At 55.9% G+C, this 24,283-nt stretch carries 18 protein-coding genes; 8 read left to right on the top strand and 10 right to left on the bottom strand.

Going from position 1 to position 24,283, the window contains the following annotated elements:
- Window positions 1–15: 15 nt before the first annotated feature.
- Window positions 16–483, bottom strand: a complete 468-nt coding sequence (locus tag JW953_03270) for a CBS domain-containing protein (GenBank protein MBN1991698.1) — start codon at window positions 481–483, stop codon at window positions 16–18.
- A gap of 360 nt (window positions 484–843) precedes the next feature.
- On the opposite strand from JW953_03270, the gene JW953_03265 reads away from it, so the two are divergent.
- Together JW953_03265 and JW953_03260 are read left to right on the top strand one after the other, a co-directional pair.
- On the top strand, window positions 844–1,899 hold the full coding sequence (locus tag JW953_03265; protein MBN1991697.1) for a BMP family ABC transporter substrate-binding protein: 1,056 nt from the start codon (window positions 844–846) through the stop codon (window positions 1,897–1,899).
- A complete protein-coding gene (locus JW953_03260) occupies window positions 1,896–4,820 on the top strand; it encodes a SpoIIE family protein phosphatase (GenBank protein MBN1991696.1) in 2,925 nt (974 codons plus the stop codon). The genes JW953_03265 and JW953_03260 overlap by 4 nt, the downstream gene beginning before the upstream one ends.
- Before the next feature lie 121 nt (window positions 4,821–4,941).
- Here the strand turns inward: JW953_03260 and JW953_03255 are convergent, their stop codons facing one another.
- Together JW953_03255 and JW953_03250 are read right to left on the bottom strand one after the other, a co-directional pair.
- Window positions 4,942–6,225, bottom strand: coding sequence for a DUF418 domain-containing protein (locus tag JW953_03255; GenBank protein ID MBN1991695.1), 1,284 nt, complete (start codon window positions 6,223–6,225; stop codon window positions 4,942–4,944).
- 22 nt (window positions 6,226–6,247) lie between these two features.
- A complete protein-coding gene (locus JW953_03250; GenBank protein ID MBN1991694.1) occupies window positions 6,248–6,733 on the bottom strand; it encodes an SAM-dependent methyltransferase in 486 nt (161 codons plus the stop codon).
- Window positions 6,734–6,985: 252 nt separating this feature from the next.
- Here JW953_03250 and JW953_03245 point away from each other — a divergent pair, with 252 nt between their 5' ends.
- Together JW953_03245 and JW953_03240 are read left to right on the top strand one after the other, a co-directional pair.
- Window positions 6,986–7,519 carry a GyrI-like domain-containing protein gene (locus JW953_03245; GenBank protein MBN1991693.1) on the top strand — a complete coding sequence of 178 codons (534 nt, stop codon included), beginning with the start codon at window positions 6,986–6,988 and terminating at the stop codon, window positions 7,517–7,519.
- A gap of 16 nt (window positions 7,520–7,535) precedes the next feature.
- Window positions 7,536–8,393, top strand: coding sequence for an AraC family transcriptional regulator (locus tag JW953_03240; protein ID MBN1991692.1), 858 nt, complete (start codon window positions 7,536–7,538; stop codon window positions 8,391–8,393).
- Window positions 8,394–8,396: 3 nt separating this feature from the next.
- Here JW953_03240 and JW953_03235 read toward each other — a convergent pair whose 3' ends face one another.
- The 3 genes from JW953_03235 to JW953_03225 all read right to left on the bottom strand — a co-directional run bounded on the left by JW953_03235 (window position 8,397) and on the right by JW953_03225 (window position 10,922).
- Window positions 8,397–8,900 carry a DUF4332 domain-containing protein gene (locus JW953_03235; protein ID MBN1991691.1) on the bottom strand — a complete coding sequence of 168 codons (504 nt, stop codon included), beginning with the start codon at window positions 8,898–8,900 and terminating at the stop codon, window positions 8,397–8,399.
- A gap of 173 nt (window positions 8,901–9,073) precedes the next feature.
- Window positions 9,074–9,775 carry an HAD family hydrolase gene (locus JW953_03230; GenBank protein MBN1991690.1) on the bottom strand — a complete coding sequence of 234 codons (702 nt, stop codon included), beginning with the start codon at window positions 9,773–9,775 and terminating at the stop codon, window positions 9,074–9,076.
- Window positions 9,776–9,902: 127 nt separating this feature from the next.
- Window positions 9,903–10,922 (bottom strand): AIR synthase family protein, encoded by a 1,020-nt coding sequence (locus JW953_03225; protein ID MBN1991689.1) that lies wholly within the window; start codon window positions 10,920–10,922, stop codon window positions 9,903–9,905.
- Window positions 10,923–11,195: 273 nt separating this feature from the next.
- Here JW953_03225 and JW953_03220 point away from each other — a divergent pair, with 273 nt between their 5' ends.
- The 3 genes from JW953_03220 to JW953_03210 all read left to right on the top strand — a co-directional run bounded on the left by JW953_03220 (window position 11,196) and on the right by JW953_03210 (window position 16,307).
- Window positions 11,196–12,791 (top strand): methionine--tRNA ligase, encoded by a 1,596-nt coding sequence (locus JW953_03220; GenBank protein ID MBN1991688.1) that lies wholly within the window; start codon window positions 11,196–11,198, stop codon window positions 12,789–12,791.
- 465 nt (window positions 12,792–13,256) lie between these two features.
- On the top strand, window positions 13,257–14,612 hold the full coding sequence (locus tag JW953_03215; protein MBN1991687.1) for a GNAT family N-acetyltransferase: 1,356 nt from the start codon (window positions 13,257–13,259) through the stop codon (window positions 14,610–14,612).
- Between the two features lie 42 nt (window positions 14,613–14,654).
- Window positions 14,655–16,307, top strand: a complete 1,653-nt coding sequence (locus JW953_03210; GenBank protein ID MBN1991686.1) for an ABC-F family ATP-binding cassette domain-containing protein — start codon at window positions 14,655–14,657, stop codon at window positions 16,305–16,307.
- Here the strand turns inward: JW953_03210 and JW953_03205 are convergent.
- Window positions 16,304–17,170 carry a patatin-like phospholipase family protein gene (locus JW953_03205; GenBank protein ID MBN1991685.1) on the bottom strand — a complete coding sequence of 289 codons (867 nt, stop codon included), beginning with the start codon at window positions 17,168–17,170 and terminating at the stop codon, window positions 16,304–16,306. The two genes, JW953_03210 and JW953_03205, sit on opposite strands and share 4 nt — an antisense overlap.
- 42 nt (window positions 17,171–17,212) lie before the next feature.
- Complete coding sequence (locus JW953_03200; GenBank protein MBN1991684.1) at window positions 17,213–19,072, bottom strand: long-chain fatty acid--CoA ligase; 1,860 nt, start codon at window positions 19,070–19,072, stop codon at window positions 17,213–17,215.
- Window positions 19,073–19,933: 861 nt separating this feature from the next.
- Between JW953_03200 and JW953_03195 the strand changes: the two genes are divergently transcribed.
- The gene (locus JW953_03195) at window positions 19,934–20,698 is read left to right on the top strand and encodes a sugar phosphate isomerase/epimerase (GenBank protein MBN1991683.1); all 765 of its coding nucleotides are present in this window, start codon (window positions 19,934–19,936) and stop codon (window positions 20,696–20,698) included.
- Window positions 20,699–20,732: 34 nt separating this feature from the next.
- Here the strand turns inward: JW953_03195 and JW953_03190 are convergent, their stop codons facing one another.
- Together JW953_03190 and JW953_03185 are read right to left on the bottom strand one after the other, a co-directional pair.
- Window positions 20,733–21,320 (bottom strand): hypothetical protein, encoded by a 588-nt coding sequence (locus JW953_03190; GenBank protein MBN1991682.1) that lies wholly within the window; start codon window positions 21,318–21,320, stop codon window positions 20,733–20,735.
- 67 nt (window positions 21,321–21,387) lie between these two features.
- The gene (locus JW953_03185) at window positions 21,388–23,547 is read right to left on the bottom strand and encodes a DUF2723 domain-containing protein (protein ID MBN1991681.1); all 2,160 of its coding nucleotides are present in this window, start codon (window positions 23,545–23,547) and stop codon (window positions 21,388–21,390) included.
- Window positions 23,548–24,283: the final 736 nt, after the last annotated feature.

Genomic DNA, 24,283 nt, shown 5'->3' with positions numbered 1-24,283 from the left:
CCTCTCTTTACTCCCTTAAGCGCCAATCCGTTGCCGGGTCGCTTGTTCCGGGTTGGGCGGCAGATTATAAACCGACTCTGGAAAACGGTCGCTCAAATATTTGATGATGGCCTGGTGGGTTAAATTGCCAATCACTTTGCCCTCATCGTCCAAAACGGGCACGTTGCGAAAATGTTTAAAGTCCATTAACGCCAGGGCCATATCGGCCCGATCTTTGGCTTGGACGGTCAGCGGAGTGGATGTCATCAGGTCGTCAATGGGCAAGTCCCAGGTTTCACGGGCGTCAACCACTTTGCGTAAAATATCCCGGTCGGTAAAAATGCCAACCAGCTCTCCTTCGTCAACAATAATGGCGCAGTGTCGGTTTTCGACCCGCATTTTTTCAACGGTTTTTTTAACCGACGTGCCAATCTCAACCGTAGTAAAGTTTTTTAGGTCAAGGTGTTGGACTTGTTCTAATTGTAAATCCTGCTCAAGGCTCATGGTGTCTCCTTTACTGCTAATTTTTATAAAAACCATTATAAATATTTTAGCCGGGTTTTTAGGAAATTAAAATAGGGCGGGCAATAAAAAAACCCCACCGGCCCACCAGGTGAGGATCATCGTTTAGGGCTATCATCAACGCTGATAATTGGGCCACATTTTTTTGACTGTATAGCATTATACCCGAAGCGGCGGTTAAGTCAAAGTGTTCTAAAATGGGTTAGCCGGAAAGGCGGGTGGGGCGGCAAAATTAAGAACTTTGTCCAATACTCGGTTGCGCTATTTTATGGTACAATGAGGCCGGTTGTGCAAAACAACTTATCGGGTTTTGTTTCGTAGTATTAGCGAGGAGCCGTAGCGATGAACCGACATTTTGTAATTCCCTTAGCCTTGCTGTTAATGGTTTGGGGCCTGTTGCCTGCTTGTGGGGGAAGCGCGCCTGCCGTCGCCCCGAAATCGGCTTTGCAGGTTGGCGTGGTGCTGGGCGTGGGGGGGGAAAATGATAAATCGTTCAACGAATATACCCTGAAAGGAGCCAGGCAGGCGGCGGAACAGGCCGGCCTGGCCTTTGAGTATGTGGTCACCGACTCAATTGACGATTACGAACGTAACGTGATGAACATGGCCGGTAAGGCGGACTTGGTGATTACGCCCGGCTACCTTTTTACCGAAGTCACGGCCAAAGCGGCGCGCGATCACCCCCACGTTCATTTTGTGATTGTGGACGTGCCTTATTTCCCGGGGCAGGGCTGCCCGGAAACGGTTGAAGATTGTTATTCGGCCGAGGGCGGGCTGACCAATGTAACCAGCCTGGTTTTTGCCGAAGACCAGATGGGCTATTTGGCCGGGGTTTTGGCGGCCTGTATGAGTCAAACGGGGGTGATTGCCAGCGTGTCCGGCATGGAAATTCCGCCGGTGGCGCGCCTGGTTACCGGCTACCGGCAGGGGGCCAAATCGGTTAACCGGGAGATAGTGGTGTTAAATCAATATGTGCCCAACTTTGACGACCTACCCACCGGCAAGCTGGTGGGCCAGGATTTTATTAATCAAGGGGCGGATGTTATCGCCGGTTTTGGCGGCAATACCGGCAACGGGGGGTTGTTGGCTGCTTATGAAGCCGGCATTATGGCCATTGGGGTTGATGTGGACCAATACTTCACCTACCCTGAAGTGCGAAGCGTTTTACTCACCAGTACGGCCAAATTTGTTGATGTGGCCGTGGCCGACGTGGTTATCCAATTTGCCAAAGGAGAACTGGCGGCCGGGATTCAGTCAAAAACGCTGGCTACCGGGGGCGTGGGCTTAACGCCTTATCACGCCTGGCAGGAAAAGATCATTGCCGCAGGATGCGCGGAAAAAGTGGAGGCCGCTATGACGGCCATCAGGGCTGATCCAACAGTGACCGGTGTAAAATGAAACTTACCCAACAGAAATTATTTTGGTCTACCAACCTCTTCTCCGGTTTGCTGCTATGCGTCATTACCATTTTTTTAGGGTTGACTTATAACCAAACCGGCCAATGGCCGGCCCTGGCCCTGGCCGGGATAACGGGCACGGTGGTGTTGGCGTATGGCGTGGCCGCCTGGGTGGTTTTTACTCAAAAACGCTTGCAAACCGGTTTAGGGCTGGTGATGGCCGTGCAGATTATGGGCGTGATGCTGGCGCCTCTCTTTGTGGCCGATTTTTGGTTGATCGGCTTGATCATTATGGCTACCGTTCCCCTGAAAACGGGCATAGCGGGCAAGTTGCAGCAAATGCCCAGGTTTGTTATTCTGGCCTTGCTCGCGGCTTCTCTGATGATTGGGCTTGATCTCCTGGCCCTGCCCAACCGTTTGCTGATTCTCACCACCCTGCCCCAAACCCATTATCTGGTGATCGTGACAGGCGGCGTGCTTTATCTGGCCGGTTTGATCTTTTTATTGTGGTTTGTCCGGTTGCGGCCCCAGGCGTGTTGTTATGTTCGGCCCAATTTGACCACCCAGTTGTCGCTATTGGTTACGGCTATTTTGGCCCTGTCCATTTTGGTTATCACCGGGGTGTTGATCGTCCAGATTCACGATATCCAAATCAAAAAAGTGGGCCAAACCTTTCAAACCACGGCCGAGGTTGAAGCGGAACGGGTAGGCAATATTTTGGAACGGCAGATCATTGACCTGGCCAACCTGGGCCAATCCCCCGACATCCTGAACCGGGTTGAGGAGGTGTGGGCCGGTTATCCCGGCAATGACAAAACGTTAATTCGTTCGTATCTTTGGACCCAGGAAAATCGCTGGCGACACGCCGCGGAAAATGACGAGTTTGTGCTGCAATACCGCACCGGCCCGGCCGTTATGGCCCTCACCGCGTTTCGGGGCAGCCATAATTCGCACAAAAATTTGTTTGTTACCGATCAGGTGGGCGGCCTGGTGGCCGCGCACGGGGAGAAGCCGGAAAAACTTTTTTATGGCGACGACGATTGGTGGCAGACGGTGTGGGACCTGACCCAGGACGGGGTTTACCTGGGCCGCTTGACCCATGATCCGGCCACGCAAAAAGTTTCCATCTTTATGGCCGTGCGCATTGTTAGCCCCAAAACGTACCAACCAATTGAGGCCCTGGCCTCAACGTATGATTTGCAATCCATTCAGCAGATTATTGCCCTGGCCAATGAAAACGCTTCCCACAAGGTCAGGCTGCTGGCTGCGGACGGCGTTGTTTTGGCCGGTCCCACCAAAACCGAAATTGGCCAACCCGCCCCGCCGTTGTTCAAGGATATTTTATCGGCGCAGGCCGACCGGGCCGGGCCGCCCTCCGGTTGGTTGTTAGAGAAACCGGGCCAAACCGTTTTGGCCTATTCCCGCCTGAACAGCACCAGCCAAAGCAATCTGGACCGGATTCGCAGTTTGGGCTGGACTGTGCTGGTTAGCGATAGCCAGGCCCACGCCCTGGCCGAAGTCAACCGCTCCACCGAAATAGCCACTTTGGTGGCCCTGCTGGCCCTGGCCGGCATCATCATTGTGGCCAATACCATGGCCAAAATCATCACCCGGCCGGTGGAGGATTTAACGGCTACGGCCAGAGAAATCAATGAGGGTAATCTTGACGCCCAGGCCCGGCCCGCCGGCCCCCAGGAGTTGGTGACCCTGGCCGAAACCTTCAACAGCTTGACCGCCAACCTTAATACTTACATTACCAATTTGCGGCAGAGTGAAAAGAAATACCGCGCTCTTTTTGAAGATTCCAAAGACGCCATTTACCTGACCGACCCCACCGGCCACATTATTGACGTGAACCCGGCCGGTTTGAGTTTGTTTGGCTACACTGAGGCAGAAACCCAGCGCGGCAACGTATTTCACGTTTACGCCAATCCCGACGACCGGCTCAGATTTCAACAGGAGATGGAGCTTCATGGTTCGGTGAAGGATTTTGAAGTAAAACTCCGCCGTAAGGATAACGCCGAAATAGATGGTCTGGTTACCGCCACCCTGCGCCAGGCCGAGGATGGGACCATTTTGGGTTACCAGGGCATCATCCGGGATATAACCGCCCAAAAACAGGCTGAAAAAGAGCGCTTGCAGCTCTCGGCCATTCAGCGCGAACTGGACATGGCCCGCAATATTCAAGTGAGCCTGCTGCCGCCCCCTCAGCCGGTGTGGGGCGGCCCGGACGTGGTCTGTTACAGCAAACCGGCCCAGGAAGTGGGGGGCGATTTTTACGCTTATCACGCCCTTGACGACAAACCGTTGGCTGGCGGTAAAACGGCCGGCGGTTTTGCCCTGGTAGTTGGCGACATCTCGGGGAAGGGCATGCCCGCGGCGTTGCTGATGGCCGTCAGCCTGGCTTCGGTGCAAACCGTGATTAACCAATCCTTTTCCCCGGGCGAATTGCTGGCCCATCTCGACCGGGTGCTGGCCCACTACACCCAAACCACGCGCCAAAATTGCGCGTTGTGTTACGTGGAATTTAAACCCGCCGGTAACGGCCAACCGGGGCGAATTTTGCATGCGGCTAACGCCGGCGGCGTTCTGCCGATCATTCGCCGGGGCAACGGCGCGGTGGAATGGGTTGAGGTCGGCGGGCTGCCGTTGGGCGTGGGTTTAGGGGCGGAAAGCGGCTACCAGGAAGTTACGCTGCCCCTGGCCCCGGGCGATCTGGTTATTTTGACCAGCGACGGCGTTATTGAGGCCATGAACCAGACCGGCGAAATTTTTGGCTTTGAGCGGTTAGAGCAGGCCGTCGCCGCCGGCCCCGCCCTCAGCGCCGAAACAATGCTGGGCCATTTGAAACGCCAGGTAACCGCCTTTGTTGGCCCCACCGAGCCGCATGATGATTTGACCCTGGTGGTGGTGCGGGTGTGAGAAAGAATTTGGATTTTCAGCCGGTAGGGACAAGACATTGTCCTGTGTCCCTACCAAAAACATTAACTGAACAACTATAGGGGCAAAGAACCCGGTGACGCGACGTCCTCCCCTGTATTGGCTAATGGCTTTCTTGAAGCCTCCCTGCGTCCTCTATGTTTGACCCTGCGCTTGTGCGGGCGGTTCTGATGGGCTGAAGCTGCCAGTAGGTTAAGGAACGCCACAACCATTCCGCCGGGCCAAAATGATAATACCGCAGCCACAAGGGGGAAATGATTAATTGGAACGTCCATACTCCCAGCACCAGCAAAATCTGCCCGCTGCGCTCTACCCGGCCAAATAACCCCAGGCCGTGGCCGTAAAAAATGGTGGTGCAGATGATGGTTTGCAGCAAATAATTGGTCAGAGCCATGCGCCCCACTGCGCCCAGAACGCCGGTGAGAGGGGTCAAATTTGGCCATTTGCAGAGTAGCATCACCAAACTCACGTAGCCCAGCGACACCGGCAGACTACCCCAATAATTGAATTGTGAGCCAAAGAACCGGGCGTAATCCATGGACCAATTGACGGCAAAATTTTGGCCAACGCCATAAATAACCGGGGGCAGGCCCAGGCCAAAACCAACCAGGAGCAGCAGACCATAAAAGCGCGTGGAGCGCGCGGCGGTCAGCACGCCCCATTTGAATAAGGCCATCCCCACCAGCATCAGCCCCCCGGCGCGCCACATGTTAAAAATCAAAAAGACAAGCGTTTGAAACGTCAAAGAGGAGGGAATACGCAACGTCATTTGGGTCAGCCAGCCGCTTTGATAAACGGCCAACTCGTGGCTGATCATTTCGGGGGGCGGCTGCCAGCTCAGTTGCATCCCGGCGTAGGCTTCGGGCGGCATATAGGCCAGGGAAAATCCAAAAAAGAGATACAACAGAGAGCCAACGGCCACCACGGCCAGCCCCAAAATCAACAAAACAGGAGCCGACCATTTTCGGCACAACACCACCACCAGGGCGCAGAGAGCGTAAGAAACCAGCACGTCGCCATACCACAGCAGGTAAGCGTGCAGCAACCCGATGACCAGGAGCCAGAACGTGCGGCGATAATGCCACGGCAGGGGCCGGCGCTCCTTGCTTTCCAGCCTGGCCGTAAAAAGCACAATCCCCGCCCCAAAAAGGGCGGCAAAAATGGTCATGAATTTTTGCTCGGCCAGGGTGTGGCTGAGTATCCACACCCATTTGTTGAGGCCGGTTAAATTGCCGTAAGCTGCCGGGTTGAGATAGGCGGCTTCAGGCATGGCAAAACTCTGGATATTCATGATCAGAATACCCAGAATGGCGAACCCTCGGAGCGCATCCAACGCCATAATGCGTTCCGAAGGTCGGGTAGGTTGGGTTATTTGTGTTTGTGACATTTTTTCTCCTCTTTAAGTTGTTTTATTCTTCTAAACCTAAGCCCTCTGGCGGCAGCCATTCCGGCCAGTCGGCGCACCAGGGTGGAACAGATACCTGCTGCACCCGGTCGTTCATAGGGATGTAGGCTTTTAAATCAAGCAGCGGCGTGCCGTCAAAGGCTTCAATGTTGGCAATTTCAACCAGGCCCTGTTGATGGTCAACCTTGAGGATTTGGGCCGTGGTCAACGCCAGGGGGTTGGGCCGAACCGGCGAACGGCAGGCAAACACGCCTAAAACCGGGGCTTCGTAAGGCGCTTGGTCGCTTTGAGTGACTTGCCTGAACATGTCGTCGTCAAATTCGCTGAACCACCAGAATACCTGCACGTGGCTGAAATGCTCTAATTCCTTGAGCGCGGGCACATAAGGCTCCAGGATTTCTAAAAATGTTTTGCCGTTGTTCCGGCGCACGTAGCCGATGGGAGAAATATTAAAGGTTTCGGTTTTTGAGTTGTTTGTTTGATGATCCATTGTTTCCTCCATAGTGATTAATTTGAATAGTGAATGACCAATGACGACCAACGACCAATGAATAATCTTTTGATCCATCGTCCATCGTCTTTCGTCCATCGTCCATCGTCCTTCGTTGTTTATCTATCTTACCAAATCCACTCTTTCCTGTCTTGATATTATTTGCTAAAATAGGGCCATAATTGCCCCAAATATAACGGGTCTTTGACATGATTTGCGCCGGGCCATTTTCCGGCAGCGAGGCATAAGATAATGGAACCAACAATCGTTGAAAAAGGACAGATCATCCTGCTGGGGTTTAGTTTTTATGGGGACCCCTTTACCAGTCCGGGCTGGACGGAGGGAAATGAGATCAGCCGGCTCTGGCATCGGTTTGAGGATTTTTTGAATCGCAATCGTGACCGGCTAAAGAATGTCAAACATGCCGGGGTCGGCTACGAGGTATGGGGCATGACTGGAGAAAGCGAAACCCAGGGGCAATTTGACATTTTTGCGGGGATAGAGCTGGCCAATTTAGAGGATGTGCCGGTAGAAGCCCTGATCAAAATTTTGCCGCCCACGGCCTACGCGGTTTTTACTCTGAAAGGATCGCTCATTAACTCTGATTGGTCTCGTTTGATTTACCAGGAGTGGCTGCCCAACTCAGGGTATGAAGAAGCTTATCGTTTTAATTTTCAACGGTACGATCAGCGTTTTAAGGGAGTTGACAAACTGACAGAGTCGGAGTTGGATGTTTACGTGCCCATCAGACCGGCGGGCAGTAACGGTCAGGCTGCCCAGGCATAAGGAATGAGGATGGTCAATGTCGCATATCGCCTCAATGGTCCAGGCCATTGACTTTATCGAAAACAATCTCAAAGAAGCCATCACCATTGCCGACGTGGCCGAAGCGGTCTCTTCCTCGCTGTATCATTTTTGCCGCATGTTCAATCGGTTTGTGCATCATACCCCATATGATTACCTGATCCGTCGCCGGCTTTCGGAGTCGGCCCGCGAGTTGCTTGAAACCGATAAAAAGATCATTGACATTGCCCTTGACTATCAATTCAATAACCCCGAAACATTTTCCCGCGCTTTTAAACGCATGTTTGACATGCAGCCCAACCAGTGGAAAAGGCAAAACAATATAGGCCGGCGTTTTTTACTGCCCCGGCTCACCGCAGTGTATCTGCAACACATCAACAAAGGGGATTATTTAAAACCCGTATTGGTTAAAAAGGAGGCTTTTTGCCTGGCCGGGGTGATGACCCTGGTGGTGGATGAACAACCGGATATTTCGGCGCTCTGGAAAATTTTTAAGCAGGAATTAGCCGGGCTGGCCGACAAAGTGAAGCCCCAAAAATATTATGGGCTGACCAGCTACCCCCAAGATACAGAAACAGGCGGTTATTTTTACATGGCCGCGATAGAGGTTGATCCCTCCCGGCCGGTTGGCCCGGCCCTGGTGGTTAAAACCCTTCCCCCCTTAAAGTATGCCCGGTTCATTCATAAGGGACTTTACCAGGAGCGCAAACTTACCCTGGACTATATTTATCAAACCTGGCTGCCAAAATCCGGCCAAAGCCTGGCTTATCCCCTGGAAATTGAATGTTATGAACAGGATTTTAGCGGCGCGGCGGGCGAGGAAGTTGAAAGCAAAATTTATATTCCCCTGGAATAGGCTTTATGTTTTCACCAATACCGGTAGTTCCCTGGCCTGCTCAATCCAGGCGGTGATTTGCCCCAGGGAGGGCAAACGATGGGTGAGGCGTTTTTCGGCATTGGCCCGGGTGAGCAGTTGGAGCAGGCGTTCCGGGTTTTGTTTGGGCAAATCGGCGGGAGCGGTGACGCCGGCCTCCCACAACAGGGCGCTGTAATCTTCGCCCACCCCCTCAAGGCGCATGAGGTCGGCCAGTTGCACCCAGTGCAGAATGATAGTTTCGTTGCGCCCGGTTTTTTGGGCCAACCTGGCCCGTTTGGCCGGCGTGGTCCCGGCTTCGCGCAAATCTTCTATAGACTCTATCCCGGCTTCCCGCAGCATGGCCGTGTATTTGCGCCCAATGCCTTTGATGCCGGTGAGAGTCGCGCCAGCGATGGTTTCGTTAGTTGTTTCCAGGTTTTCCAGAGCGGGGTGGAGACTTACGGTAAATTGCCGGCCCTCGTCATCTGCGGCGGCGTAAACACGCATGATCAAAAAAGATTGATCGGTAGCCACGAATTTCTCTCTGAATTCGCGCAGAGGCATCGTCGCGGCCACTTTGGCTTCAATTTTGGGCGGACGCTCAAAATTGCCTTCCAACCAAATGTAAAGTTGACGGGTGTTGCTCATGGGGGTTTCCTTTGATGCTGTCTGGGCCTAAATTAGGCCGGTGCTTTGTCTGGGAAAACAAACCGCTCTAATTCAAGCAGGCTGTCAATGACAAGGGGGGCGGTGCTGGGGTTGCGACCGGGGCGGTTGATGAGGATGGCGTCAAGGCCGGCGTTGTGGCTGCCGTCAATATCGTCGGTCACGTTGTCGCCCACGTAGAGAATTCGGTTCGGAGGAACACCTGCTTTTTCAATGGCTATTTCAAAAATGCCGCGATCGGGTTTGGCCACGCCTACCAGGGAAGAGACAATGACAAATTTAAAGTAATCATAAATATTGAGTTTGTACAGCGTGTAAATTAGGTGAGCGCCGTAATTAGACACAATGCCCATGCCCACGCCCAACTCTTGAAACCGCCGGAGCGTGGGCAAAGTGTCAGGAAAAAGGCTGTCGAAATAACTGTGCTTGAACAGCTCCCACATGTGCATAGCGGCGGCGGGGTTACCCGGAAAAAGCTCTTCAAAGATAGTGCGCCACCAATTGTTGATTTCGTTGTCGTCAACCATGCCAATGGCCTCGTGGCGGCGGGCCGAGAGGGTGTGAAGCATGCTCAAGCGTAATTCGTTGGCCGAGGTGAAACGGTGAGGCGGGTCAATCCGGGCCAGCACTTCGCCAAACGGCGCGTCATCTTCAAAGCCGACCAGGGTTCCGCCTACATCAAAAATTACCATATCATAACGACGTTTTTGGGTCACAAGCGGGTCAACCTCCCGAGGTCTGGCCTGTGTTGGCTGAAAAGCGCAATCTTGGTGAGATAGGCCACGACTGATTCAATTATAAACAGCTTGGGTGATTGGTCAAGTTAGGGCTAAAACCCAACCCTTATTCAAACAACCGCGTGATCTCGTCGCGGGCAAAGGCGGGCAGGGGATGCGAACCGTTTTGATCAACCAGCATGCGCCCCTGTTCCGGCGGTTGTGTCCGGCCAATCACGCCGGCGACAAGACCGGCTTGCGCTAATTGTTTGACAATTTCGCCGGTAAAATGCGGGTCCGCCGCAATGAGCAACGCCCCGGAAGCAATAACGCCCAACGGGTCCAGGCCAAAATGCTCGCAGAGCGCCACCGTCTCCGGCAGGTAGGGCAGTTTCGCGGCAAAGATTTCCAGGCCCACGTTGGCGGCCTCGGCCAACTCGTGCAGGCCGCCGGCCACGCCGCCTTCGGTGGGATCGTGCATGGCGCGCACGCCGCCAACGGCCATGGCCACGGCCGCATCTTTGACCACGCTGATGCCTGGCGCATGCAAGAAATTCGCGTAGCCAGTAAGGATATCTTCATCAAACAGTTCTAATAACTCTTGCCGCTTTTCCCTGGCAATGATGGCTGTTGCTTCAATGGCAATGCCCTTGGTCAAAATCAAATCATCGCCCGCCTGCGCCCCGTTTGTGCTGACCATTTTGGCCGGAGCAACCTCACCCAACATTTGCCCAACGATGATGGGGCGATTTAGCCCATAGGTGATTTCCGTATGCCCCCCGGCCAGGGTGATGCCCAACTCCTCGCAGGCCGAGGTAATCTGGCTGAATATCTTCTCAACCAATTCCGGCGAGGTTCGATTTTCGGGCAAGAGCAGGGTGGCCAGAAACCAGCGCGGCGCGGCCCCGGTGCAGGCCACATCATTGGCGTTGATATTCACCGCATACCAGCCAATTTCATCCGTGGCAAAAGTAATGGGGTCGGTGGCAACTACCAGGTAGCGGTCGCCCAGTTCAATCACGGCGGCGTCTTCGCCGATGGCTGCGCCCACAATCAACCGGGGGTCGCCGGGAGCATACCGGCCCAATAATTGAGCCAGGTCTGCAACGGGGAGTTTACCGATGGGGTAAGGGTGGTTTGTAGCCATGTTTTACTCCGCTAACTTTTTTAATTATACTAACCCTTGACGAATAACTCAATTCAGGTATAATTTAACCAGATCGTGAGGTAGCAGAAATGTTGAACGTTTTATCAGTTATTTTCTTAATGAGCATGGGTATGCGCATGCGCGGCCTGCCGCGCTTTATTTTGCCCATGCTTGCTGCTGCCCGCAAAAGTTGATGAAGTAACTAACCGTGAAAATTCAAGGGCCGCCCGGCAGAGGGCGGCCCTTTTTTGTTTTTATCCGAGGAGGAATATCATGACCAAGCAACATCCAAACGGTGCCAAACCGCCCTATTTTATCACCACAGCGATTCCTTACGTGAACGCCCGGCCTCACATCGGCCACGCCCTGGAATTTGTTCTCACCGACGCCCTGGCCCGCTACCATCGCCGCAACGGGGAGGATGTGCGCTTTTTGACCGGCACCGATGAAAACAGTCTCAAAAATGTGCAAGCCGCCGAGCGTGAAGGCGTCTCTACCCAGGCTCTGGTTGATCGCAACGCGGCCTACTTTTACGCCCTGCGCGACTTGTTGCACCTGTCGTTTGATGATTTCATTCGCACCAGCGCCGAAGCCCGCCACCTGGACGGCGTCCGCAAATTGTGGCAGGCTTGCGAGCAAAACGGCGACATTTACCGGCGCAGTTATCAGGGTCTCTACTGCGTGGGCTGCGAGCAATTCTACACCGCCGAGGAATTAATTGACGGCCTGTGCCCGGAACATCGCCTCCCGCCGGAACTCATCGCAGAGGAAAACTACTTCTTCCGCCTATCGCGGTACACTGACCCGCTGTCCGCCCTGATTGAGTCCGGCCAATTGCGCATTGTGCCGGACACCCGCAAAAACGAAGTCCTCAGCTTCATCCACGCCGGCTTGCACGATTTCAGCATCTCCCGCTCCCGGGCCAGGGCGCACGGCTGGGGTATCCCCGTGCCTCATGATCCTGGGCAGGTTATGTATGTTTGGTTTGATGCGTTAGGCAACTACATTACCGCCCTAAACTATGCCCAGGAAGATGACCTGTACCGGCGTTATTGGCAGGACAACCCCTGCCGGGTACACGTGATTGGCAAAGGGATCACCCGCTTTCACGCCGTCTACTGGCCCGCCATGCTGCTTTCGGCGGGCGTGCGTTTGCCGACCACCATCTTCATTCATGGCTATATCACCCTGGCCGGGGAAAAAGTGAGCAAATCACTGGGCAATGCCATTGACCCGGTGGCGGTAGCCCAACAATACGGCGCCGAAGCCCTGCGCTACTACCTGCTCCGCGAAATCAAGGCCACCGAAGACGGCGACTTCACCTGGGAGCGGTTCGTCCGCGCCTACAACGCCAACCTGGCCGACCAGTTGGGCAATCTCTTGAGCCGGGTGGTGGGAATGGTCACTCGCTATTACGATGGCCTGGTCCCGGCCCCGGGACCAACCGAAGCCATTGACCAGCTCTTGCTCAACGCCGCCCAGACTCTGCCAGAACGGGTAGACACGGCTATCGCCCGGTTTGCTTTGCACGAGGCCCTGGCCGCGATTTGGGACCTCATCGCTGTAGCCAACAAATACATCGTCGAGGTACAGCCGTGGGTTCTGGCCAAACAGCGTCGGCAAGACCCGACCATCGAGGCCAGATTGGCCACAACTCTCTACAACCTGGCCGAAACGCTACGGTTGGTGGCGGATTATTGCCATCCCTTCTTGCCGGCTACCGGCGAAAAAATCGCCCGGCAACTTGGCCTTGCTCTGGAACCCAACGGGGATTGGGCCGAAGTGTCAATCTGGGGCCGCTACCCGGCCGGCACAATGGTGCAACCTGACGGCGTCCTGTTCCCTAAACTTGCTTTGCCTGAAAAATAGTCACTGTTCAGCCCCCATGTTGCTCCGAGTGATAGCGAGGAATCTCCTTAATTTGGTGGTCAAGAAGAGACAGATTTGGCAAATCAAACCCAAAAAATCGAGGGCATCGGCCAAACTTTGGTTAATAGAAAACGCAAATTGACAAATTCCCGCAATCCAATATAATGTTCTCTAACATCGTGGAAAGGAGACGCACCCCATGGGTGACAAAATGATTAAACGGGTCATCCCGCAAGATTTCGGCGGCGGCAATGCGGCCGTATTTTGTTGGAGTGCGTCTACTGGCTTGTAGTTATGTCAATTTGACGGGGCAACTTGTTTAGTCCCCAAGCCGTGGGCACATTCCGCCCGCGGTTTTTTATTTTTTGAAACTTCACCTGTTGATGAGTCATCAAAACCGCGGAATCTTTTCGCGGCTTTTTTGTTGTCATCCAAAAATCCTAAAACACTACCGGAGGTTATGAAATGTCTGCACCACACGATACCCTAAATCTACCCCGCCCCCTGGGCGATGGCCTGGTTCTGCGCCTGGCCGCCCCGGAGGATACCGAAGCCGTGGCCGAATTCAACTCGCGGATTCATCTGATGGACGGGGAGCCGATGAGCTTTTTACCTGCCTGGACCAGAGTATTGATGTTAGGCCAACACCCGACCATGCTGGCCCAAGATTTTGTGCTGGTAGAAGATACTCAGGCCCACAAAATTGTCAGCGCCACCTGCCTTATTCCGCAAATATGGCATTACCATGGCATTCCTTTTAAAATGGGCCAGCCCGAACTGGTCGGCACCGACCCGGCCTACCGGCGGCGCGGCCTGGCCCGCCATGTCTTTGAGGCCATTCACACCTTGAGCGACGCCTACGGCCATCAAGTGCAGGGCATCACCGGCATCCCCTGGTTTTACCGCCAGTTTGGTTACGAGTACGCCCTGAACTTGGGAGGCGGTCGCAATTTACCCGTGAGCAGGGTGCCGGAGTTGAAAGAGGATGAAACCGAACCATACCGGGTTCGCCCGGCCACGGAAGCCGACATCCCTACCCTGATCCGTCTTTATCAACGCTGCGCCGTGGACAAATTGGTGACCGTGCCAATGGATGAGACTCGCTGGCTCTACGAACTGAGACACCGCCACTTTATGGGGCGGGTCAACTGCCTGACCAACGCCGACAACGACGTGGTTGGCACCTATTCCTATTCGGCTGAACTATGGGGGTCCCGGGTGGAAACCTGGGCGCTGGCGGTGGCCGAAGGGATTTCCCTACGGACGGTTTTGCCTACCGTTGCGCGCGCGCTCAAGGCGCACGGCGAAGCGCGTCTGGCCGCCCTTAATGAAAACAACAAGGATGGCCCAAAGAGAGAATTCACCACCATTCGGTTTGGCCTGGGCGCCGACCACCCGGCCTATGAAGCGTTTGACGCTCAATTGGATAAGTTGCAGAACCCTTACGGCTGGTACATCCGCGTGCCGGATGTGCCGGGTTTTATGCGCCATATTGCCCCGGCCCTGGAAAAACGACTGGCCGATTCGGTGATGAGTGGTTATAGCGGCGAATTAAAAATCACCTTTTACCGGGGCGGATTGCGCCTGGTATTTGAGCAAGGCCGGTTGGCTGTTGCCGAAGCGTGGCGGCAGCCTGCCGATGAAAAAGAACGGGCCGGAGCCGGATTCCCGCCCCTGGTCTTTTTGAAACTGCTCTTTGGGTATCGCTCCCTGGCCGAACTGCGCAACGCCTATCCCGATTGTTGGGCCGAGGAAGAGCCGGCGCTGCTGCTCAACGCGCTCTTTCCCCGGCAGGCCTCGTGGGTTATGCAAATGGTCTAGCGAAGACCGGGTCTGGATTAACTCAGAATAGAGAGACGCTGAATGTTACACGTCACCAAACTATGCAAAAGTTATGGTCTGGAGACCGTTCTGGCCGATGTCTCTTTTGTCGTCAACTTCGGCGAGCGGGTGGGCCTGGTGGGGCCAAACGGCTGCGGCAAAACCACGCTGCTGCGCCTCATCGCCGGGCAGGAGCAGGCCGATGGCGGCAGCGTGCGGTTTGACCCGCCGGAACTGGAGGTGGGCTACCTGGCCCAGGCCCTGATTTTTGAGGCCGGGGAAACGGTTAATGCGGCCCTGGCCCGCGCTACGGCCGGGCATAGCCAGGCCTGGGCCGATATGCAGCATTACGCCGGGCTGATGGCAAAACCTGCTTCTGCTACCCAGCTTGACGCCCTCACTACCGCCTACGCCGGGGCCGAAGCCCGTTTTGAGGCTGCCGGCGGTTACACGTTGGAAGCCCGGCGGGAGGCCATTCTCACCGGTCTGGGCCTGGCCGAGGTGCCGCGCGACCTGCCGGTTGAAAAATTAAGCGGCGGGCAAAAAACACGATTGGGTTTGGCCGGGCTGTTGACCCGCCGGCCGTGCCTGCTGCTGCTGGACGAGCCGACCAATCACCTTGACCTTGACGCCCTGGCCTGGCTGGAAGAATGGCTGCGTAATTACGATGGCGCGGTTTTGCTGGTGTCGCACGACCGGGCCTTTTTGGATGCCGCCACCACCCGCACCTTGGTCATAGACCCGGCCACCCACACCCTGCGCGACTTTGCCGGAAATTATACTGCTTACACCGAAACCCTGACCCGCGAGATAGAACGGCAGTGGCAAGCCTACCAGGACCAACAGGACGAAGTTTTCCGGCTGCAAAACGCAGCCCGCCGGCTGCGGGGTCAGGCCAAAATGAAACGGGGCGGCAAAGGCGACAGCGGCGACAAGTTTGCCAAGGGTTTCTTTTCCGACCAATCTACCCGGACGGTGGCCCGGGCCAAACAAATTGAACGGCGGGTAGAGCGACTGCTCACCGAAGAGCGCGTTGATAAACCGTCGCGCCGTTGGCAATTGAAAGTTGATTTTGCCGACGACGCCGGCGGCGCGCGCCAGGTGTTGCGCCTGGAAAACCTGGCTATGGCTTTTGGGGAGCGGGCGCTTTTTAGCCGGGTCAATTTAATCCTCACCCACGGCCAGCGGGCGGCCCTGGTTGGCCCCAACGGAGAAGGCAAAACCACCCTGCTGCGCCTCATCGCCGGGGAGTTGGCCCCGACAGCCGGGCAAGTGCAGTTGGGCGCAGGGGTTAAATTGGGCTATATGGCTCAAGAGCAAGAGATTCTGGAGCCGGACCTGACCCCTTATGATACTATCCGGGCCGAGGCCGTTAAGATGGACCAAACCGAGATACGCCGTTTTTTGCACTTTTTCCTCTTTAGCGGCGACGACGTGTTTGTGAGGGTGGGCGACCTTAGTTTTGGCGAGCGGGCGCGGCTGATGCTGGCTCTGCTGGTGGCGCAGGGCTGTAATTTTTTACTGCTCGATGAGCCGGTCAATCATCTTGACATCCCCAGCCGGGAGCGTTTTGAAGAGGCCCTGGCTCAATTTCCCGGCACAATGTTGGCCGTGGCCCACGACCGCGCTTTTATTCGCCGGGCTACGACGGGCATTTGGGAATTGCGGGACGGGCAAATCCGGGCGCGTTTTTAAACATTGGCGCGCGTTTCTGTGAGGGCTTTCAAGGCGGCCAGGTGTCGCTCCGTTTCAGCCACCCCGGCCTGAATAGGCGCGTCAATCTCCTTAAAATCAAGGGAGCGGTAATTATTTACCTGGGGCCGGAGCAGCACGTGCGCCGGATGCGCCGCCAGGCGTTGTTGGTGGAGATACCAGGTCATCACCCGCACCGAGCGCCACATCGAAGCCGCCGCCGTAGGGATTTTGTTTTTGCCGTTGCCGTTGGTGCTGAAAATAGGGGGAGGCAATTGCACGCCCAAGATGGCGCTGATGGGGTCGGTCCAGGGGTCATCCTTTTCCAGAGGCGGGTAAACGTCTACCGCAATCACCTTTTCCGCGCCCTGGGCGTAAGCCACGTGGGTGGCCAGGCTGTCAATCACGCCGCCGTCGGCCAGTTCCATGCCCTTGAGTTTGAGGGGCGGAAAAGCGCCGGGCACGGCGCTGCTGGCCAAAACCGCCGGCAGCAACGGCCCTTGAGATAAGGCTACTTCCTCACCGTGGATCATGTCCACGGCCATCAAGGTGACCGGCAAGTTGAGATCGGCAAAGGTTTTGCCTTCCATTACCCCGGCCAATTGTTTGCGCACCAGCCGCTGCCGGGTCCGCGCCCCGGCCACCTTCAGGCCCAGAGAATTACTCTGTAAGGCTTGCATCCCATCGGCTATTTGAGCCGGGCTAAGGCCCAAAGCAAAGAGCGAGCCGATGATCGCGCCCATACTGGTGGCCACAATCAAGTCAATGGGAATCTGCTCGCGCTGCAAAACTTCCAGTACCCCAATATGGGCCAGGCCGCGACTGCCGCCGCCGCCCAAAACTAAACCAATTTTAGGTGATTGCATGTAGCTTTGTTGCTCCTTGATCCGTGAACCCTCTCCCTGGTATTACTTTTTTGTTTCATTTTCTTCAACCGATTCTTCAACCGATTCCTCAACCAACATCCGCCGCAGCACTTTGCCGATAAACGATTTGGGCAGTTCTGGCCTGAACTCAATCTCCCAGGGCACGGCGTATTCGTCCAGCCGTCGCCGGCAGAGGGCCAACAATTCCTCTTGAGAAAGATGCGTGCCGGGACGCGGCACCACAAAGGCTTTGATTTTGGCTACCGGCTGCCCGTTTTCCAGGGTGGGCACGCCAACCACGGCCGCTTCTAAAACCTTGCTGTTTTCATAGAGCACTTCTTCTACATCCCGCGGATAAACGCTGTAATCCCCGGCCATAATGGTATCGCGTTTGCGGCTGATGATTTGAAAATAACCTTCGTTGTCCATCACGGCCACGTCGCCGGTGTAGAGCCAGCCGTTTTTGAGAACGGTTTGGGTGCTCTCCTCGTCGCGCCAATAGCCCTGCATCACCTGCGGTCCTTTGACCACCAACTCGCCAATTTGCCGCGCCGGTAGGTCTGCGCCGGTGGCCAGGTCAACAATTTTGACATCCGTGTTGGGAATGGGAACGCCAATGGAACCCACCTTGCGCACGCCATACAACGGATTGGCGTGGGTTACGGGCGAAGCTTCGGTTAACCCATAGCCTTCCACCAGGCGGCCCCGGGTCAATTTTTCAAACGCTTCCTGCACTTCAATGGGCAGGGGCGCCGCGCCGCTAACGCAGACTTTAATAGACTTTAAGTTATAAGAACGCACGTTGGGCGCTTGATTGATAGCCGTATACATAGACGGCACCCCGGGAAAAAGCGTGGGCTTGTATTTTTTGATGTGCTTGAGCACCTGTTCCAGTTCAAACACCGGCAGCAGCACAATGGTGGCGGCCAGGGCCAGGGGGATGTTCATGGCGTTGGTCATGCCGTAACTGTGGGTTAACGGCACCACGGATAGAAAGGTCTCTTCCCCATAATAAAGGTCCTTGATCCAATGGCGCGTTTGCAGGGCGTTGGCTACCAGATTGGCGTGGGTCAGGCACACGCCTTTTGGCTCGTCGGTGGTGCCGCTGGTGTAAAGGATGGCGGCCAAATCTTGACTGGACACAGGAACAGCCGGGGGCGTTAAAGCCGCGTCCAGCATCAGTTCAGACATCAACCAGCAGCCGGGGGGTAGATTCTCGGCTGACTTTTTGGCTTTGGGCCGTTTGAGTTCCCAGCGGGCCAGTAGTTTACGAAACACGCCGGGGGAAACGGCATCGCGCAAGTCGGCCAAAATGATTTTATCAAGGCCGGTGGCCTGTTGAATCTCCCCCACCAGGTGGGCAAAATCCCGCAGAGTGACCAACACGGCCGGCGTGGTTTGTTTGATCTGCCGGGTGATTTCGGCGGCGTCGGCCTCGGGGTTTGACATGACCACCACCCCGCCAATTTTGAGGGTGCCATAATAGGCCACAATCATCTGGGGCATGTTGGGCAAAATCACCATCACCCGGTCGCCTGATTTGACCCCCAGGCCGTGCAAAACATGGGCAAATTGATTCACCTGGCGGTCAAGTTGCTGATAGGTGAGGCGCGCGCCGTAAAAAATGGTGGCCGTGCGTTTGGGCAGCCAATCTGCCGCGCCTTCTAAAAATTTGGGCAAAGGCTGGCGGGGAATGGGCACGGTAGGCGGAATGTCTTTGCCATAACTGGGCAGCCAGGGCCGCTTTTTAATAAGTTCACCGCTGTCCCCCTCCAGGTCGCGCCAGGAACGGTATCTATCGCCGATGAATCCCTCAACGGCCCGGTTGACGGCCCGGTGGCGTTCTAGCTGAACCTTGTGTTTGGCGGAGCCGACGTCGTAAATTTCCGCCCCGGGCACCATCTGGCCGACGTCGTCAAAAACGTAACGCGGGAAATAGCGGTCGCGTTCGCCGGTGAGAATGAGGGTGGGGGTGGTGAGGTTGCGAAGCAGGGGCCAGCCCTGCCATTGGCGCATGTTGTTGAGCATCATCCGTTTCATTACGTGGATTTCGGCGTTCCAGCGGGGCCGGAATCTCCAAAAGGGGCGCAGGAAAGTGCTGGGGATGCGGTAGGCCAGCGCGGCTCGGCGCGGCAGCGGGTATTCCCCCGCCGTAGAAATTAAGACCAACTTTTCCAGGCGTTCCGGGTGGGCGTTGGCATACTCCACGCAAATTGAGCCGCCAAAGGAGTGACCGATCAGAATGAACTGATCCGGTAGATTAAGGACGGCGGTGATGGTCTCCAGGTCGGCCACCAACTCCGGCATGGTGTATTGGGTGAGGGGCGCGCCGCTCTGGCCGTGCCCGCGCAAATCCGGCACAAGCACCCGGTAGGAGCGGGAAAAATAGTTAATTTGATGTTCCCAGGTTTCGGCGCAGCCGGCGTAGCCATGCACAAACACCATGGCCCGGGTGACGCCTTCGGGCCAGATGTCAATTACGCTCAATTCGGCGTCGGCCAGGCCGCGAATGGGCACGTCAACCCGGTAGAGATTAAAATCCAGTTGAATGGCCGTCCGTTTGAGGCCGCGTAGTTTTCGTTTCATTGCCATTGTTTTTGCCGGTCAGGCGCAGGTAAAATAGTATCACGAACTCCCGGCGAATACAAATGGCGACCCGATTGGCTAACGGACGCCCCCCTCAACCAGAACAGACCAATGACGGCTGAACTTGCTCAAGTGTTTGATCAGGGCTATGATGCTGGAGCAAATAAGGAGAAAATTATGTCAAAATTACCCATTGCGGTGCAGATGTATACGGTTCGTGCGGCGGCGGCCCGGGATTTTCGCGGAGCGTTGCGGCAAGTGGCCCGGATCGGTTATCCGGCGGTAGAGCTGGCCGGTACGTTTGGTTTAAGCATTGCCGAGTTACAGCAAATCCTGGCTGATTTGGGCCTGAAAGTGGTCAGCGCCCACGTGTCGCTGGCCGATTTGCGGGCCAATCTTGACCGCCAGATTGAAACTTACCTGGCCCTGGGCGCGGAGTACCTGGTGTGTCCTTCGCTGCCGCAGGATGAGCGCAGCGATGAAGCCCGCTATCGGGCCGCAGCCGCTGAACTCAACGATATTGGCCGGCGCTGCCGGGCCAAAGGCCTGCTGTTCTGTTATCATCACCACGCTTTTGAGTTTGTTCAATTCAACGGCAAAACCGGCTTGGAAATTTTGTGGGGGAACAGCGACCCGGCCCATGTGCAACTTGAAACCGACACTTATTGGGCGCAAGCCGGCGGCCTGGACCCGGCGCAGATACTGCGTCGCTGGGCGGGCCGGGTACCGCTGGTGCACGTGAAGGATATGTCGGCCGGCACGCCGCCCACGTTTGCCGAGGTCGGCGCCGGTGTTTTGGATTGGCCCGGTATTTTTGCCGCAGCCAAAGAAAGCGGCGCAAAGTGGTACATCGTTGAGCAAGATACCTGTCCCGGCGACCCCCTGGCGAGTTTGCAGGTCAGTTTTGACAACTTGGTGCAGATGACCAATGACGGTGGATGACGAACGACGAACGACCAACCAACTTACTTTCCGGTCATTGTTGGTCATTGGTCGTTGGTCGGCGGTCGTTCGTCATCCCCGGGCGTTGGCCGGGTTGGGGCAGGATGATAACGGTTTCGGCTACCATGGTTTGCCCATTATTGGTAAAGTGGCCAAAGAGGGCCAGGTGGGTGTTGGGTTGCAACGTGTCCAATGTAAGGGATTTGCCCTGCGGATCAAAAATCTCCAGGTTATCGGCTAACTGGACCAGGCGCGGGCCGGGCGGGGTATCAATGGTCAGCCCTTCCGTATCCATCGAGCGTAACGTGCCAACCAGGTCGGGTGGCCCGGCGGGCAGGTTAGACGGTTTGAAATTGTTTTGCGGCGGCTGGTTGCCGGAGCCGGCCAGCCCTTCGGGAGCTGCTTGACCCGTCCCGCCCCCTGGCGATTCACCGCGGGGTTGCTGACCGGCTGGACCCGGCTGGCCTGGCGGCCCCCCGCCACCCGGCCCGGCGATATTGGGCGCGTCAGGGAAAATACCTTTTTGTCCCACGTAAAGTCCCAGGGAAAAAGCGCCTACGGCAATAATGAGGGCGATAATAAACGCTCCAACAGCGATGAGTAATTTTCGTTCCAGAGTCATTTGGGTTCACTCCTATCAAGGTAGATGGACGACGAACGACGAATGACGAATGACAAACGACGAACTTTTATTGGTCATTGTTGGTCGTTGGTCGGTGGTCGTTGGTCGTCAGAATAACAATGTTGGCCAGGGTGATGGTTTCTGCGGGTTGGTTCACCTTACCGTCCGGCTCGGCCAAACCAGGCCTCCCCACCGGCCACCGGCTTTGCAAACTGACCGTCAGCGGATATTCCCCCGGCGTGATGGTAGACGGCACCACCACGGTATACGATTCTACAATCGCGTCAGATGGGGGCGGTTGGACTTCGGCCAGGTAGCGGGATAAGTTTCCCAGGCCAAATTCATGTTGCTCCAGTCTCAACTCTCCCAGGCTGGTGGCAATCAACTCCGGCGGCGGGTTTTGAGCCTGCCAATAAAGGGTCAGTTCCAGGCGGCCCCCCGGCTGCGCCGTGGCCGAGGCTAAATCGTAGCCAAGCAAGGTTAACGAGCCAAATGATTGGTTAACCCTGAACTGGGGCGTTGGCTGTGCTGTTGATAATTGCGGCGGCTCGTTTTGCACCCGGTACAGGGTGAGGCCGGGGCGGGGGCGCGGCGCGGCGCCAACGTCATCGCCGCCGCCAATTAAAACCGGCACGTACCAGGCTTCGGCGGGCGACATGTTGGCGGGCGGCGACCAGGGCGTGCGGCCTTGTTGCGCCGGGCCGCCAAGATTTCGAGGCCCACCTGAGTTAGTAGGGGTGGTGGTGTAGAGAGTCCGCCCGGCCAGGATATTGGGATCGGGCCGGGGGCCTTCTATCATCGGCAGGGTTACGTCGGGCCGCACGTTGTAGACCAGTCGCCAGTAGAACATGTCATACCCAAACACGCCTCCCTGGCCCAGCAGCACGCTGTTCGCGGGCAGCATTGTCCAGACGTTGTGGTAGAAATCGTTGATGGCGGTGTCTTTGGAATAATCGTTAGACGCCCAATTGGCCTTGACCTGCCCGGCTACGGCCAGCCCCAGCAGGGCGGCCAGCAGGCCGGTTGCGCCAAGCCAAAGCCATTTGCGCCGGGTAGAATGTCGCCACCCGCTCACCACGTATCCCCCCAGGCAGGTGACGCCAAAGCCGATGAAAATAACGTAAAGCAGGTGGGCCGGGATGAAGAACACGTCCAGATCAAAAACACGGTATTGAATAAAAAACCAAACGTGAAATAGGTACATCCCGATCAAGAGAAAAAATCGTTTGGGCCGCCGCCAGAGCAGCTCGGCCATGCCATACAGACCCAGCAGAATTCTGCCCAGGCCGTACTGCTGGCGCAGTATGTCCTGGTAAAGCACAATACGTTCCGGCAATTGCCACCAGGCAAAGGCAAATTTGAATTGGGGGAACGCGCCTAGAGTGTAGTTATAGATTCCGGCCAGGGTGGCCGGCGCGCGTTGTAGCATAAAGGGATCGTTGAGGGTGGCGGCTTTATAGGGCAGCCACAGAAATTGCAAAACGCCCAGGCAAAAGCCCAATCCGCCCCCCATAATGGCCAGCGGACTCAGGGCCGTGCGCCAACTGACCAATATGATAAAGAGAGCAAAAGCCGGGGCAAAGCCCAAGTTGCTCATGTGGGTGCCCAACGACAGGCCAAAGAGCAGGCCAAAAATAAACAGCAGGGCCAGGGAGCGCCCGGAGGGCAGAAATCGCCGCCAGACCCCGGCGGTTGACCGCGCCCGGGCGCGCTCCTCCAGTCGCGCCCAGATCAGGAGGGTCAGGAGGGTCAAGATAATCATAAATACGTTGGGCGCGTAAACTTCGGCAATGCCCGTTTGCGACCAGAAGGTGAGGGAAAAGGCAAACAGCAGGGCTGTGAACATAGCCGTTATCCGGCGCATGGGGCGGTTAGCAGCCGGAGGGGATAACCCGGCGCCAGACTGGCCTGAATTCAACATGATGATCAAATAAAGCAGCCCCACGCCCATAGCGCCCAGGATGGCGCTCATCAGGTTCATGCGGTGGGCTACGTCGCCGATGGGGATGAAGGTAAACAGTTTGCCCAGCCAGGTGTAAAGTGGATAGCCGGTAGAATGGACCAGGCCCAACAGGTAAGGCACGGTGGCCAGTTCGTTACCGTCGGGGCTTTTGTAGCTCAGACTGGGGGTAAGGGTGGCGTTGTAGACGAGGAGGGCCAAGCTAAACAGAGCCGCCGTGATACCCAGGTCAATCCAGTAAGGGTGGGAGTGGTTTTTAGACATCATGGACACGTCTCGCTGCTTGAAAAATAAAGTTCCGGTCTTTCAGGATTTTCTATGGATACTCCCATCATAGCGCCAAATTGTAAAATATTGGGCCGGAAAATGTAAAAAAAATGCAAATTTTTGTTGGCCCAATCTCTATCAGGGACGACGAATGACCAATGACGACCACCGCCTCCCGATGTAGTTAAGTATCAAGGGGGTAAACCTTAAAACTGAGGAAAAAGCTCCCTTATTAAAGAAAAAAGGGACAGCCTGCCCTAAGCCCCCCAAACCAGGGTTTGAGGAGGGCGGTGGGGTCTCTTTTTTTGTCTCTCTCGCCGGCGGGTCAGCCGGGAGGGTGTCGCCGGACCAGCTCAGGCCGGGCGAGTCGCCTCGTCTTCAGCGGTGGGCAGGCTGGAGGACGGTAGTAGCCGATGCCGGGCAGTTGGAGGAGATAGGGCATTTGTTCACCAAGACGGGTTTAGAATAGACCCATGGGCAGCGCCGAGCCAGCCCGGACGCGGCACGTTCCCTTCGGCGTCCCCGCCCCGGTCACAGTATAGGGGGAGGATGCCGAATGTTCACGTTCCTGTAAAGTTGTTATAGTGACATATTAACAACATCCCATCTAAACCTTCAATTACAATATTGCGTTGTACAGTAGCTATAATGGCTCTTTCAGAATATCCGTGAGAGCCCCCAGATATAGTAGGGGCGTCACGGAACAATTAGGTAAAAAGGGCATAGCCTTCAAGAT

It is taken from the genome of Anaerolineae bacterium, assembly GCA_016931895.1.
Classification (GTDB): Bacteria; Chloroflexota; Anaerolineae; order 4572-78; family J111; genus JAFGNV01.
This window is presented reverse-complemented; position numbering and strand designations above follow the sequence as displayed.